At 62.3% G+C, this 15,086-nt stretch carries 10 protein-coding genes and 2 pseudogenes; 10 read left to right on the forward strand and 2 right to left on the reverse strand.

Annotation, left to right across the window (positions count from 1 at the left end; all coding sequences use genetic code 11):
• Nucleotides 1–24 precede the first annotated feature (24 nt).
• Entirely contained in the window at nucleotides 25–2,298 is a 2,274-nt protein-coding gene (locus V1292_RS09985; RefSeq protein ID WP_334372181.1) for a marine proteobacterial sortase target protein, read from the reverse strand.
• A 186-nt stretch (nucleotides 2,299–2,484) separates the two neighbouring features.
• Here V1292_RS09985 and V1292_RS09990 point away from each other — a divergent pair.
• Together V1292_RS09990 and V1292_RS09995 are read left to right on the forward strand one after the other, a co-directional pair.
• Nucleotides 2,485–3,250, forward strand: a pseudogene (locus V1292_RS09990) (helix-turn-helix domain-containing protein).
• Nucleotides 3,251–3,427: 177 nt separating this feature from the next.
• Nucleotides 3,428–3,637 carry a cold-shock protein gene (locus tag V1292_RS09995; protein WP_057841312.1) on the forward strand — a complete coding sequence of 70 codons (210 nt, stop codon included), beginning with the start codon at nucleotides 3,428–3,430 and terminating at the stop codon, nucleotides 3,635–3,637.
• A 117-nt stretch (nucleotides 3,638–3,754) separates the two neighbouring features.
• Here the strand turns inward: V1292_RS09995 and V1292_RS10000 are convergent, their stop codons facing one another.
• Nucleotides 3,755–5,308 carry an acyl-CoA synthetase gene (locus V1292_RS10000; RefSeq protein WP_334372182.1) on the reverse strand — a complete coding sequence of 518 codons (1,554 nt, stop codon included), beginning with the start codon at nucleotides 5,306–5,308 and terminating at the stop codon, nucleotides 3,755–3,757.
• Between the two features lie 192 nt (nucleotides 5,309–5,500).
• Between V1292_RS10000 and V1292_RS10005 the strand changes: the two genes are divergently transcribed.
• The 8 genes and pseudogenes from V1292_RS10005 (at nucleotide 5,501) to V1292_RS10040 (ending at nucleotide 15,058) form a co-directional block, all read left to right on the forward strand.
• A complete protein-coding gene (locus tag V1292_RS10005) occupies nucleotides 5,501–6,655 on the forward strand; it encodes an acyl-CoA dehydrogenase family protein (protein ID WP_334372183.1) in 1,155 nt (384 codons plus the stop codon).
• 126 nt (nucleotides 6,656–6,781) lie between these two features.
• Entirely contained in the window at nucleotides 6,782–7,942 is a 1,161-nt protein-coding gene (locus V1292_RS10010; protein WP_334372184.1) for an acyl-CoA dehydrogenase family protein, read from the forward strand.
• A gap of 57 nt (nucleotides 7,943–7,999) precedes the next feature.
• Nucleotides 8,000–9,211, forward strand: coding sequence for an acyl-CoA dehydrogenase family protein (locus V1292_RS10015; protein WP_334372186.1), 1,212 nt, complete (start codon nucleotides 8,000–8,002; stop codon nucleotides 9,209–9,211).
• Between the two features lie 186 nt (nucleotides 9,212–9,397).
• Entirely contained in the window at nucleotides 9,398–10,615 is a 1,218-nt protein-coding gene (locus tag V1292_RS10020; RefSeq protein WP_334372188.1) for an ABC transporter substrate-binding protein, read from the forward strand.
• Between the two features lie 87 nt (nucleotides 10,616–10,702).
• Nucleotides 10,703–11,359, forward strand: coding sequence for a glutathione S-transferase family protein (locus V1292_RS10025; RefSeq protein WP_334372190.1), 657 nt, complete (start codon nucleotides 10,703–10,705; stop codon nucleotides 11,357–11,359).
• A gap of 168 nt (nucleotides 11,360–11,527) precedes the next feature.
• A complete protein-coding gene (locus tag V1292_RS10030; protein ID WP_334372192.1) occupies nucleotides 11,528–12,322 on the forward strand; it encodes a helix-turn-helix domain-containing protein in 795 nt (264 codons plus the stop codon).
• 88 nt (nucleotides 12,323–12,410) lie between these two features.
• On the forward strand, nucleotides 12,411–13,277 hold the full coding sequence (locus V1292_RS10035; protein ID WP_334372193.1) for a 3-keto-5-aminohexanoate cleavage protein: 867 nt from the start codon (nucleotides 12,411–12,413) through the stop codon (nucleotides 13,275–13,277).
• Nucleotides 13,278–13,455: 178 nt separating this feature from the next.
• Nucleotides 13,456–15,058, forward strand: a pseudogene (locus tag V1292_RS10040) (AMP-binding protein).
• Nucleotides 15,059–15,086: the final 28 nt, after the last annotated feature.

Genomic DNA, 15,086 nt, shown 5'->3' on the forward strand with positions numbered 1-15,086 from the left:
GGTCCCTCCACCTTTCAGCCGACGTCAACGAAGTGACATCTGACGTCGATTGAACACCAAGACGATCAGGCTGAACGTGAGCAGGATCACGCCCGCAATCATCTTCAGTTCGGCGTCGGTCGCCGTCCTCGGCAGCGCGACCGTGCTGGGCGCTTGGGTGGCGACAGGCTGGGCCCGCTTCAGCGCCGCGATCTGCACCCGCGCCTCCTCCGTGTCCGCGCGCCGTTCCATCGGTGTTGCGGGGACGCGTGGGCGCTCGCCGAACACCTTCTCAAAATCCCAACCCGCCGGCAGGTTGATCGGCAGTTCCGAGACCTTGAGCGGCTCCCCTTGCGGACGGCTCGGCGTCTTGTCGACTGCGACCAGGCTGGTCAGCCGCGTGACGAGTTGATGCTCGAGCGCCAGCGCCAGAATTGCCTTATCCGCATCTTCCGGGGTCGCCTGCCGCGTGGTGCGCGTGACTTCGGCGTCCGCGATCTTGCGGCGTGCCCAGAGTTTCGAGAGCCCCTTGCCTTCAGCCGCATCTGCCAGCGGGAGGGTGACGATCCAGGGGCGGTCGCCGATACGCCCCTTGATCTCGATGGAGCCGGCGAGCTTGTCAAGTTTTGCCGCGAGCACCAGCGGCTCGTCGCGGTAGACGTCCGGAATCGCGGCCGGCGTCATGTCGGCACTGGCTTCGGAGAAATTTGCGACCAGGTTGGTCACCGCGGGATTCTCCAGCTTGGCGAACAGCCCGCGCATACGCTCCTCGACCTGCTCGACCGAACCGATATGGGTGAAGGTGCCACGGCCGAGTTCGGCGGCGCGCGTCATCAGATAGGTGTTCGGCGCCGAGCCGATGCCGACCATGAAGACACGCGAGCGACCGCGCAGCGCGCTGATGGTTTCGAACAATTGCTGCTCGTTGCCGATGGCGCCGTCGGTGAGGAACACGACCTGCCGGACGTAGTTGGTATCGCCAGCCTTGTCGGACAGCGCCGCACGCATCGCGGGCACCATTTCGGTGCCGCCATTGGCTTGCAGTGCGCCGACGAATGAGGTGGCCCGGCCGATATGCTCGCTGTCGGCCGGCACGGCTGACGGAAACAACAGATCCATGGTGTGGTCGAAGCGGATCACATTGAAACGGTCGTTCGGCTGCAGGCGGCCGAGTGCGTAGATGAGGCTCGCCTTGGCCTGGATGATCGAGACCCCGCCCATAGAGCCGGAATTGTCGATCACGAAAATCACCTCGCGCGGCAGCGGCTTCTGCTGCGCCTGCTCGACCGACGGCGGCGTGACGAAGGCGAGCAGATAGTCGCTGTCGCCGACGCGCTCGCGGAACAATCCGACCGAGGGCGCCGTCTCGGCCACGGGCTTCCAGGTCAGTTCGAAATCGCGATCCGCCGGCACCGGGCCTTCGGCCAATCGAAGAATGCTCGTATTCGCGTCCGGCTTCTCGGTCTTGATCGCGTGATGGTGGCTCTTGATTTCGCCGAGCGGGAAGCCGGCCTGCAGCCGCACGGTGATGCGGGTCGGGTTGACCGGTGCATTGGTCGCGGGGTCGAGCACTTCGGGCGAGATGCGGTCGCGATCCGGAACGGGATCGGACTTGATCGCCCCCCAGCCGCCGCCGTCCGGCTTGAAATCGACGCTTTGCACGACGGGCGCGGGATTGTAGCGCGGGGCCACCACCATCGGCACCCGCAGCGAGAACGCGCCGCCGGATTGTTGGACCGGCTCCTGATACTCGATCTGCACCATCACGGTTTCGCCGGGGCCGATATTGGCGACGGAGTTGGTGAAGATGTTCGGCCGCTCCTGTTCGGTCAGCGCCGCTTTCTGCCCCGTCTGCTTCGCCTGCTCGTAGATAGCCTTCGCCTGCTGCCGCTCCTTGATGTCGCCGACCACGACGCGATCGCCGATCACCATCTTCAGCGAATCGACCGCGCCGCCGGCCGGCAGCGGGTAGACATAGATCGCCTCGACCCAGTCTTTCGAAGGGTTGCGGAAAATCTGGGTGATGCGGGCGCGGACGGTGGGGCCGGATACGGTGAGATCGACGTCGACGCCGAGCCGTGAGGCATCGGCATATCCCTCGTCGATCTTGAGGAGCAGCGAGCCGGCGCGCGCATCGCCCGGCTTGAGGAAATTGGATTGCAGGCGCTCTGCCGACCACACCGGCTCAAAGCTCAAAAATAATGCCGCAAACCCGACCAGGATTACGGCAACGCCTTGCATCACAAAGAACAGCACCAGCCTGACCAGGCTGGGCTGTTCGCTGCGTTTGTCAGCCTCAATTTCGTCGCATGTCGTCATGTCGCTCACTCCCAAACGGCGGTTTGCCGCGTGAGAGGGTGTGGAATTCAGCGATTTGGCGCGAGCGGAATGATCGGCCTTGTTCGGCCGCCGGCCAGCGCGGCCCGCCGCGGCCGAGGCGGCTTTGTGCGGGTTTGTGATGGATTGTGCGTCTGCTAAACTGACAGGAGAAGGACAGAGGTGACGATGCCAGCGCCGGACAAGCAGCTTTCCGCCGAACAAAGCCGGCAGATTGCCGATACGATTCGTGAGGAGATCGCCCGCCGCCGCATCTCGCGGCAGTCTCTGGCCGAACTTGCAAAACTCAGCCTATCGACGCTGGAGAAAGTGCTGGGTGGCCGCCGCCCGTTCACCCTCGCCACCACCGTCCGGCTCGAGCAGGCGCTCGGCGTTTCCCTGCGCAAGACGCTGGAGGCGCCAGCGCCCCTGCCTGCTGTCAACGGCGAGGTTGCGCCCGATGGCTTGGGTGCCTATTCGCGCCGCGCGGTGGCATGGATCGAGGGGACCTATGTCACGGTGCGTCCCTCGTTCGGCGACAAGGACGCGATCTTTGCCTACCGCACCGAAATCTCATGGGACGATGCGGCGTCATCCCTGGTGTTTCACGAGAGCGAGCGGCAGGACGCGGCGTTCACCCAGTTCGGTGAAGTGGCGGTGCCGAATCAATCAGGCCACATCTATCTCGTCACGAACCGGCACGGCCAGCATCGCCTGATCACAGTGGCGCGGTTGGCGATTTCGGGGCGAGATGTACGGCATCATCACCACGCTGCTTGCCGGCCGCGGCTCATCGTTGACGCCGATCGCCGCGCCCATCGCCTATCTGCCGATCAAGATGGTCGCGAACCCGACCTTTGGCAGGGTTTCGTCCGACGATGCCAACTACGTGTTGTACCGCCAGCATCTGCGGCGGACGACGGAAGAACCGTTCGCGCTGTTCTTGCCGGGGTAGCGCCCACCGGCCTTGCATTCCCGGCGAGACAGACTATATGAGCCCTATTCGAATTATCACTCTGCCTTGTTGACTACGCCGAACCGGCTCCAATCCCCAAGACATCGTTGAAATCGGATCAAACCTGCACGGAGGTCGTGCGGGCAAAGCGCTTTCGCGCATCTTGGAGATAGTTACATGGCTACCGGAACAGTTAAGTGGTTCAACGCGACCAAGGGTTTTGGCTTCATTCAGCCCGATGATGGCAGCACCGACGTTTTCGTCCACATCAGCGCCGTCGAACGTGCAGGTCTGAGCTCGCTCAATGAAGGTCAGAAGATCTCGTTCGAAGCGAAGAAGGACCCGATGCGCGGCAAGACCAGCGCCGAGAACCTTCGCGTCGATTAAAAGGTTGCCGATTCGGGATTTCCACGGATGTACTGGGATCCTCTAATTGGCCTCCGAGACAAGAGCCCGCCGGTGATGAACTGGCGGGCTTTTCGTTTGTCGCATGCCGGCGCGCGATCATGAAGCAATGGCCGCTTTGTCAGTCGGCTTCGGCGCGTTGAATTTCTGTCGCAGCGTCGGCTTGTGAATCTTGCCCGTCGCGTTGCGGGGCAAGGCATCGACGAACTCGATCAGCCTGGGACATTTGAACCGCGCCAGATTGGCCGCGCAATGGGCGTGAATTTCGGCAGGCGTCAGCGTATGGCCGGGCTTCACGGCCACGATCGCCATGCCGACCTCGCCCCATTGCTCGTTCGGAATGCCGATGACGGCAGCCTCCGCGATGGCAGTGAGCTGATGCAGCACGCTCTCCACTTCGGCTGGATAGACGTTTTCGCCGCCGGAAATGTACATGTCCTTCCAGCGGTCGACGATGTAGTAGAAGCCTTCTTCGTCGACGCGCGTGGCGTCGCCGGTATGCAGCCAGCCGTCGGTGAAGGATGATTGATTGGCGTCCGGCCGGTTCCAGTAGCCGGGCGTGACGTTCGGCCCCCTGACCCAGAGCTCACCAAGCTCGCCGACATCGGCATCCGTCCCGTCGGGACGGACGATCCGCACTTCCGTATGCAGCACCGGCTTGCCCGACGAGCCGGCCTTGCGCGCGGCGTCCTCGCGGTCGAGCGCCAGCACGGCCGGCGACGTCTCGGTCATGCCATAGCCCTGCTGAAGGGCGACGCCGCGCTCTTCCCATACTTTCAGGAGCGGCACCGGCATCGGCGCGCCACCGACGCCGCCGATCACGAGACGGCTGAAATCGGCCGTCGCGAACGAAGGATGCTGCGCCATGAATTGATAGATCGACGGTACGCCGAAGAATTGCGTAATGCCGTAGGATGGATCGCTGATCAGTTGCAGCGCCTGGCCTGGATCGAACGCGCGCATGATCAGCACGGTGCCGCCGGCATGCAGCACCGGGTTGGTGTAGCAATTGAGCCCGCCGGTATGGAACAGCGGCAGTACCGTGAGCAGAACCGTCGACGGCGAGACATAGGCAGGGCCGCCGAGATTGACGCAATTCCAGAACGTCATGCCATGGGTGATGATCGCGCCCTTGGGCAGGCCTGTCGTGCCCGAGGTGTACATGATGGTCGAGATGTCGTCGTGCGTGACGTATTCGAACCGGTCGAGCGGTTTTGATGCCGCGATCGCCGCTTCATAGGAGCCGCCGCGACCAAGCAGCAGCGCCGATGAAACGTTGCAGAGTTTGGCGACCGTCAGCGCGACTTCCGCGAGGTCGGTGTCGTGGATCATGACCGTCGGCGAGGCATCGCCGACAATGAACTGCAGTTCGGGAACCGTAAGCCGTGTATTCAGCGGCAGGAAGACGGCCCCTAACCGGCCGCAGGCGAACTGCACTTCAAGCGTATCTGTCGTGTTCAGTGCCAGCACGGCCACGCGGTCGCCGCGCTTGATGCCGAGCGTATCGCGCAGATGCGTGGCAAAGCGCGAAATGCGGCCGTCGAACTCTGCGTAGGAGAGGCGGCGGTCACTCGCGAGGTCGATGGCCGCGATCTTGTCCGGCGTGCGGCGGCCGAAATGGGCGATCCAGTCGTAATAGCGAACCGAGGGCATGCTTCCTCCAGGGTAGAACGGTCTTGCGCCGCTCGATACCGGCGATCTTATCTCGTTTTATCTGATGAAGCCGGCATATCGGTGTAATGTCTTGCGTTGTGTGGCTGGCCGCATCGCCGAATAGGCCGCAGCCGCTCAACGCAAGTTTGCGCAGGCCAAATCGGGGCATCGTAATCCTTGCGGAGAAAAAGCATGCTGGAGCGCACAGGGGTGCAAAGCCCGTTCTACACGGCGGATCACGAAGCGTTCCGCGACGTGATGCGCCGCTTCGTGGCGCGCGAGATCGAGCCCTATGCCCATGAATGGGACGAAGCCGGCGAGTTTCCGCGCGAGCTTTATCGCAAGGCGTCCGAGATCGGGCTGCTCGGGCTCGGCTTTCCGGAAGAGTATGGCGGTGTGGCCGCCGACCAGTTCATGAAAATCGTGGCGTCGCAGGAACTGGCGCGCGCCGGTGCGGGCGGGGTCAGCTCCAGCCTGATGAGCCACACCATCGGCTCGCCGCCGATTGCGCGCGCCGCGCGGCCCGAGGTCAAGGCCAGGGTGTTGCCGCAGGTGCTGTCGGGCGAGAAGATTTCGGCGCTCGCGATCACCGAGCCCAGCGGCGGCTCCGACGTCGCCAATCTGCGCACCAAGGCGCGGCGCGATGGCGACCATTATGTCGTCAGCGGCGAGAAGACCTTTATCACGTCGGGCATGCGGGCCGACTATCTGACGGTCGCGGTGCGTACCGGCGGCGAGGGACCGGGCGGCGTCAGCCTGCTGTTGATCGAAGGCGATACGCCGGGCCTGTCGCGGACGAAACTGAAGAAGATGGGTTGGTGGGCCTCCGATACCGCCACGCTGCATTTCGACGAGTGCCGCGTCCCCATCGAGAACCTGATCGGCGAGGAAGGTCAGGGCTTCAAGATCATCATGCACAATTTCAACAGCGAGCGTATGGGGATGGCGGCGAGCTGCACGGCCTATGCCCGAGTCTGCGTCGAGGAGTCGATCGCGTATGCCAAGGAGCGCAAGACCTTCGGTAAGCCGATTGCGCAGCACCAGGTGATCCGTCACAAGATCGTCGACATGGCGCAGAAGGTCGCGGCCTCGCAGGCGATGCTGGAAATGCTGGCGTGGCGGCTCGGACAGGGCGAGAGCCCGGTCGCCGAAATCTGCATGATGAAGAACCAGGCCACTCAAACCATGGCGTTCTGCGCCTCCGAGGCTGTCCAGATTTTCGGCGGCGCCGGCTTCATGCGCGGCGTCAAGGTCGAGCGCATCTATCGCGAGGTCAAGGTCAACGCCATCGGCGGCGGCACCGAGGAGATCATGAAGGATCTCGCCTCAAGGCAGATGGGGTTGTGATGGCCCCGCGCACCGTCATTCCGGGGCGCGCGTCAGCGCGAACCCGGAATCCAGAAATGAGTTAATAATATTGAGATTCCGGGTTCGCTCGCGCTGCGAGCGCCCCGGAATGACAGGAAGCGAAAAATGCTCTTCACCGCCGACCACGACGAACCCCGCCGTATCCTGCAAAAATTCATCGCCGCCGAGATCAACCCGTTTGTCGACGAATGGGAGAAGAACGACATCTTCCCGGCGCATGAATTGTTCAAGAAGCTTGGCGAACTCGGCTTTCTCGGCCTCAACAAGCCGGTCGAATACGGCGGTCAAGGACTCGATTATTCCTACGCGCTGATGATGGCGGAAGAGCTTGGTGCCATCAAATGTGGCGGCGTGCCGATGGCGATCGGGGTGCAGACCGATATGGCAACGCCGGCGCTGGCGCGATTCGGCTCTGATGAGGTGCGCCGTGAATTTCTCGCGCCCGCGATTGCCGGCGATGCGGTGGCCTGCGTCGGCGTCTCGGAGCCGGGCGCCGGTTCCGACGTTGCCTCGATCAAGACGAGTGCGCGTTCCGACGGCGACGATTACGTCATCAACGGCGGCAAGATGTGGATCACCAACGGCGTGCAGGCCGACTGGATCTGCCTGCTCGCCAATACCAGCGACGGCCAGGTCCATCGCAACAAGTCGCTGGTCTGCGTGCCCATGAAGACCAAGGGCGTGCAGGTCGCGCGCAAGCTCGACAAGATGGGCATGCGCTCGTCCGACACCGCGCAGATCTTCTTCGACAACGTCCGGGTGCCCAAGCGCAACCGGATCGGCGAGGAAGGTAACGGCTTTACCTACCAGATGGTGCAGTTCCAGGAGGAACGGCTGTGGGGTGCGGCGGCCTGCCTCAAGGCGCATGAATTCATCATATCAGAGACGATCGAATACACCCGCAACCGCAAGGCGTTCGGAAAGTCGATCCTCGACAACCAGACCGTTCATTTCAAGCTGGCGGAGATGCAGACCGAGGTCGAACTGTTACGCGCGCTGGTTTACCGCGCCGCCGAGGCGTTGATCGCGGGCGAGGACGTGACGCGGCTTGCCACCATGGCTAAGCTGAAGGCGGGACGGCTGGGGCGCGAACTCACGGATGCCTGCCTGCAATTCTGGGGCGGCATGGGTTTTATGAACGAGACGCCGGTCAGCCGGGCCTATCGCGACAGCCGCCTGACCTCGATCGGTGGCGGCGCCGACGAGGTGATGCTGACGGTGTTATGCAAGATGATGGGCACGCTGCCCGGCATGAAACAGAAATAGCGGCGAAACGCGATTGGCGGGTTTACCGCGGTCACTCAAGCATGAACGGAAATCGGTATGCTCTATCAGGAGAGCCAGAAAGTCGTCGAACTGAAACACCGTCTTCAGTCCTTCATGGACCGCTATGTCTATCCCAATGAGGACCGCTACTACCGCGAGGCGGAAGAGCTGGGTCCCTGGAAAGTTTTTCCCGTGGTCGAGGAACTGAAGCCCAAAGCCAGGGAGGAGGGACTTTGGAATCTCTTCCTGCCGGAGAGCGAGCACGGCGCCGGTTTGACCAACCTGGAATACGCGCCGATATGCGAAATCATGGGGCGGTCGCATCTCGCGCCGGAGCTGTTCAATTGCTCGGCGCCCGATACCGGCAATATGGAAGTGTTGGCGCGCTATGGCACCAGGGAGCATCAGGAGCGGTGGCTCAAGCCACTCCTCGAAGGCGAAATCCGCTCCTGCTTTGCGATGACCGAGCCGGCCGTTGCCTCGAGTGACGCAACCAATATCGAAAGCTCGATCGTCCGCGACGGCGATCATTATGTTATCAATGGCCGCAAATGGTACACGACCAACGCTACGGACCCGCGCTGCAAGATATGTATCTTCATGGGCAAAACCGATCCCGACAATCCGGACCGTCATCGCCAGCAGTCGATGATTCTGGTGCCGATGGATACGCCCGGCATTCGGGTTCTTCGTCCGCTTCCTGTGTTCGGGTTCTATGGGGTGCCTGACCGCGCCTCGGAAGTCGTGTTCGAGAACGTGCGCGTTCCCGCAGCGAACATGCTGCTCGGCGAGGGGCGGGGCTTTGAAATCGCGCAGGGGCGTCTCGGCCCCGGCCGCATCCATCATTGCATGCGGCTGATCGGGCTCGCCGAACGCACGCTGGAGAAGATGTGCGTTCGTACCCGCAGCCGCGTTGCCTTCGGCAAGCCGGTTTCAGAGCAAACCGTCACCCAGGAGCGGATCGCGGAATCGCGCATCATGATCGAGCAGGCGCGGCTCTTGACCCTGAATGCGGCCTACATGATGGATAGCGTCGGCAACCGCGCGGCGAAGGCCGAAATCGCGATGATCAAGGTGGCGGTTCCGAACATGGCCTGCCAGGTCATCGATTGGGCCATTCAGGCGCACGGCGGTGGTGGCACCAGCAATGACTTCGGCCTGGCCGCGGCCTACGCCACCGCGCGTCTGCTTCGGCTGGCTGACGGCCCGGACGAAGTCCACCGCAATCAGATTGCCCGCCTTGAACTGCGGAAACACAGCAACGCTTAAGATGGATGTCTGTTCGCCGCTGCGCCTGCGGTCAGGCGGGCGTGCCATAGCGCTTCAGTAATCCGCGCGCCCAAGCTGCGACAGGGCAACCAGCGCTTAGACGCAAGACCCCGAACCTGGTCCTCCTGCATTTTATCCAACGCCTGCGCAAAGCAGCCGAGATTCAACATAGTGTGGGAGGAAGGCATGACCTCGCTCGACCGTCGTACGCTACTGGCTGGTTCGGCGGCGGCAGGTGTCGTGGCGCTTGCGAGCCCTTCTCGTGCCGAAGACACTCCCGGCGTTACCGCGACCGAGATCAAGATCGGTTGCACCACTTCGCTGAGTGGTCCGGTGTCGGCGTTGGGCACCATCGCGAAATGCTCGGACGCTTATTTCCGCATGATTAACGACCAGGGCGGCATCGCCGGCCGCAAGATCAACTTCATCTACTATGACGATGCATTCAATCCGGCGAAAACCGTCGAGCAAACCAGAAAGCTGATCGAAAGCGACAATGTCGCCTTTCTGTTTTCGATGCTCGGCACGGCACCGAACTCCGCCGTGGTCAAGTACGTCAACTCGAAGAAGGTGCCGCATCTGTTCCTGTCAGTGAACGGCGACAAATGGGGCGATTACCAGAACTATCCCTGGACCATGGGCTTTGCGCCGAGTTCACGAACCGAGGCGCAGATCTTTGCTAAGTACGCGCTGAGCCAGAAACCCGATGCGAAGTTTGCCTTGCTCTACCAGAACGACGACCTCGGCAAGGATTTCGTCAACGGCCTGCGCGACGTGCTGGGGCCGCGCTACGATTCCATGGTGAAGGCGGTGTCCTACGAAGTCACCGATCCGACGATCGATTCCCAAGTCGTCGCACTGCGCGCCAGCAACGCCGATGTTCTGATCTCGGGCGTCACGGCGAAGTTTGCGGCGCAGTCGATCCGGAAGGTCTTCGAACTCGACTGGAAACCGATGCATTTCGTCACCAGCGGCGCCGCCTCGGTGGCCTCGACCATCATGCCGGTCGGGCCCGAGCGCGCGGTCGGCGTCATCACCTCGGTGTATATCAAGGATCCGTCCGATCCGGCGTGGGCGGAAGATCCCGCGATCAAGGACTATTTGAAGTTCATGGCGAAGTATTACAGCGAAGGGAATCCGAAGGAGTTCCTCAACGCGTACGGGTATACGGTCACATCGGTGCTGCGCGTATTGCTGGAGCAGTGCAAGGGGAATTTCAGTCGCGACAGCATCATGCGTGAGGCGAACAACCTCAGGAACGTCGAGGTCCCGACCCTGTTGCCGGGCGTGCGTGTCAATACCAGCCCTGCCAACCACCATCCGTTGCGTCAGATGCAGTTGCAGCGCTGGGACGGAAAAGGCTATGTCCGGTTTGGCAATATCATCGAGGGGGCCGATCTCTGATGCGGCACGCGCCGGACGTATGAGGATGTCGTTGCGGACGGCCTGCTGGCGTTCCAGACTGCCAACCAAGAAAACAGGGGACGCCTGATGATCACGCTCTACCACTGCGACGGCGCCCGCTCGTTCCGCCCGCTCTGGATGCTGGAAGAGATGGGCTTGCCCTATGAACTGAAGATGCTGCCGTTCCCGCCGCGGGTGCTGGCCAAGGAATATCTCGCGATCAATCCGCTCGGCACCATTCCGTTCATGATCGACGGCGAGACCAAGATGACGGAGTCCTCCGGCATCTGTTACTATCTCGGCACCAAATACGGACCGACGCCGCTGGTGGTAGGGCAGGATGATCCGGCCTATGGCGCCTTCCTGAACTGGATGTATTTCAGCGACGCCACGCTGACTTTTCCGCAAACGCTGGTGCTGAGATACAGCCAGCTCGAGCCGGAGGAACGGCGGAACCCGCAAGTTGCCGGCGACTACGCGAAATGGTTCCTGGGCCGGCTGCGCGCGGTCGAGGCAGCGACCGCCAATGCCGAAAACCTGTGCGCCGGCCGCTTCACCGCGGCCGATATCGTCAACGGCTACGCGCTGCGGCTGGCCGGCAATATCGGCCTAGACAAGGATTTCGGGCCAAATGTCAGGGCCTACTGGGCCCGGTTGCAGGAACGCGAGGGTTACCAGCGCGCGGTTGCGGCGGAGCGGAAGGCAGGCATCGAGCAAAACGTCGCGCCGCGCGTAAGGGCTTGAGGGTTGCGTCATTCCGGGATGGTGCGTGAGCACCAGACCCGGAATCTCGAGATTCCGGGTTCGCTTCGCGCCCCGGAATGACGGCCCTATGCGTCTAGTCAGTCCTCAAATTTCCGCTATGGTTGATCCCATCGCAGCGGCCAGAGAGCCGCGCGAGGAGGACGAGCCATGGACGATACCGGCCACAAGTCCGGCCATCTGATGCTTATCACCCCGGAACGCGTGTTCTACGCCGGCCTGCTCGGTCGGCCCCGGCAACGCTGCTCGGGCGCCTTCAACATCTATGTCGCGATCAAGGGCGGGCTCTGGCTCACCACTGCCGATGGCCGCGAAACCCATGGCGAGATGGTCGCTCTGTTACCGAACGTCAGGCATACCATCGCGAGCGATCATCGCTCGGTGCTCAGTGTCGTGATCGAACCGGAGAGCGTTCGGCCCGGTGTGCTCGACGATCTCGCGACACGCCTTGAGGGGCTCGAGGGCGCGGCTTTCGCCAGCCGGATTCGGGCCGCCTATCACGAACTGCGCGAGCATCACGCCGGCAATAATTTCTCCAGCACTGAGTTCGATCGCATGTGCCTCGGCGAAGTCCTGCCACAGCGCGAACTCGATCCCCGCGTGGCAAGCGCGATCGTGCAGATCGGAAAATTCTCCGGCGAGCCGGTGACGGCGGCAAGCTGCGCCGCGGAGGCGGGATTATCGCCATCGCGCTTTCTACATCTGTTCAAGGAAGAGACCGGAATCTCGTTCCGCTCGTTCCGCGCCTGGAAGCGCGCGCGGCATTTGCTGCATTTCGCCAACCAGGACATCAACCTTGCGCATCTCGCGCAGGATATCGGCTATCCCGATTCGACGCATTTTAGCCACTCGATCCGCCGCTTCTACGGGCTGAAGCCGCGCGCAATCTTTTCCGGCTCGCGCGATCTTGCGATCTATAGCCACCGCCACGCGAGTGCCGGATAGCGGGTGGACGCAAGAAGCCGGCTGATGCGGCACGCATGATCGCGCTGGATGTTCGCGATCTCTCGCGTCCCGTTTCGAAGGTTGATCCATGGGCGACAAGGCCGTCATTACCTGCGCGCTGAACGGCGTGTTGACCGATCCGAAGCAGCACAACGTGCCGGTGACGCCGGAGCAGATGGCGCGTGAGGCCAAGGCCGCCTTCAACGCCGGCGCCAGCATCATGCACATCCATCTGCGCCAGCAGGAGCCGAACAAGAGGCATCTGCCGTCCTGGGATGTCAGTGTGTCCAGGGAGATTCAGCAGGCGATCCGCGAGGCCTGCCCCGGCGTCATCATCAATCACACGACAGGCACGTCAGGTCCGAAATATCAGGGAGCGCTCGACTGCGTGCGTGAGACCCGGCCCGAGATCGCGGCCTGTAATGCCGGCTCGCTGAACTATCTCAAGGTGAAATCCGACAACACCTGGGCCTGGCCGCCGATGATGTTCGATAATGCGGTCGAGAAGGTGCAGGACTATCTCGACGCCATGAAGGAAGCGGGCACGATTCCGGAGTTCGAATGTTTCGACGTCGGTATCGTTCGCTGTGTCGGCATGTACGTGCAAACCGGCATGTATTCCGGACCGCTCGAATATAATTTCGTGATGGGCGTGGCGTCAGGCATGCCGGCGGATCCGGCGTTGCTGCCGATCTTGCTCAAGCTGAAACAGCCGGAATCGCACTGGCAGGTCACCGCGATCGGCCGCGCCGAAATCTGGCCGCTGCACCAGCGCTGCGCCGAACTCGGCGGTCACCTGCGCACCGGGCTGGAGGATACCTTTTATCTCGCCGACGGCACCAAGGTGACCTCGAACGGGCAGTTGATCGAAGCCATCGCCGCCTGCGCACGGCGTGCGGGCCGCGAGATAGCGAGCCCGGCTGAAGCGCGGCAGATTTTCGGGACCAGGCACTGACAGTCGTGTCGACGTCATTGCGCGCAAAGCGACTTGTCTGCCGAAGCTCAACGAGCGAAGGCGGAAGCAATCCATCTCGCCGCAAGGAGGCATGGATTGCTTGGTCGCTTGGCTCCTCGCAAATGAAGATATGTCGAGCACTTTCGGCCACATTCAAAGCGTCTAAGGGGCAGAACTCATGACCAATCTCGCAGCGACCGGCAGCGTACCCGGTCCCGGACGAATCGGGCGGGTAGCGATCGGCGATCTCCTGAAGCGCGCCGCGGCGCGCTTTCCCGACCGAATCGCGCTCACCGACGGCGTGCGTCGCGTGACCTTCACCGAGCTCGAACGGGACGCCAACCGGTTTGCGAACTATCTCGTCCAGCGTGGCCTGAAGCCGGGTGAGAAGATTTCGACCATCTGCAACAACTCCGTCGAATTCGTCAAAGCGCTGTTCGGCATCCACCGCGCAGGCCTCGTCTGGGTGCCCATCAACACCATGCTCGGCCCGGCCGATATGGATTACATCCTCGATCATGCCGAGGTGCGTTTTGCGCTGATCGACGACGTCATGCATGCGCAGGCCGACCGCCGCGCTGCGCTTGAGAAGCGCGGCATGCAGATGATCGCGATCGACCTGGCCGGCAAGGTCGCTGCGACGGGCCTGGAGAACTTCAACGACCTGCTGAAAGGCCAGTCCGAGATTGAGCCCGATATCGAGTTCGACGATCGCGATCTCGCGATGATTATCTACACGTCTGGCACCACGTCGCGGCCCAAGGGGCGCGATGCACTGCCACCTCGCCGTTGTCATGGCCGTGATGAGCAACGCCATCGAAATGAAGCTCGGCCGGGAGGACGGCATCACCGGGCAGTTTCCGCTGTTCCACTGCGCCGGCCATGTGCTGCTGCTGAGCTATCTGTCGGTCGGCGGCCGCATGGCGCTGATGCGCGGCTTCGATCCCGTGGTCTGCATGGAAGCCATCGTGCGCGACAAGCTCACTGTCTTCGTCGGTCTGTCGCTGATGTACCAGGCGATCCTCGATCACCCGCGCAGGAAGGAGTTCGATCTCTCGGGCTTGCGGACCTGCATCTATACCATGGCGCCGATGGGCCGGCCGCTGCTGGAGCGCGCTATGGCCGACATGTGTCCGAACTTCGTGCTGACGTCAGGCCAGACCGAAATGTATCCGGCCACCACGATGTCGCAGCCGGACCGCCAGCTCCAACGCTTCGGTAATTACTGGGGTGAATCGCTGGTCGTCAACGAGACTGCTATCATGGACGACAACGGAAATCTGTTGCCGCGTGGCGAGGTGGGCGAACTCGTGCATCGCGGGCCGAATGTGATGATGGGGTATTACAAGGATCCCAAGGCGACCGAAGAGGCGCGCAAGTTCGGCTGGCACCACACCGGCGATCTTGCACTGATCGACGAGCACGGCGAAGTGCTGTTCCTGGACCGCAAGAAGGACATGATCAAGTCCGGCGGGGAGAACGTCGCCTCCGTCAAGATCGAGGAGACGCTGCTTGCCCACCCTGCCGTGCAGAACGCCGCAGTGGTCGGTCTGCCGCATCCGCAATGGGGCGAGGCAGTGTCTGCCTTTGTCAAGTTGAAGCCGGGGGCGCAAGCCGATGAAGCCGGAATTGCCGAACATTGCCGCAAACATCTAGGCGGCTTCCAGGTCCCGAAGCTGGTGCGTATCCTCGACGAAATGCCGATGACCGCGACCGGGAAGCTGCGCAAGGTCGAATTGCGGCAGGCTTATAGTGAGCATTTTGCCGGGAAGAGCGCATAATGATTGGCCGTACCCACTGTCGTCATTC

Origin of the sequence: Bradyrhizobium sp. AZCC 1719 (genome assembly GCF_036924525.1) — a bacterium.
Classification (GTDB): Bacteria; Pseudomonadota; Alphaproteobacteria; order Rhizobiales; family Xanthobacteraceae; genus Bradyrhizobium.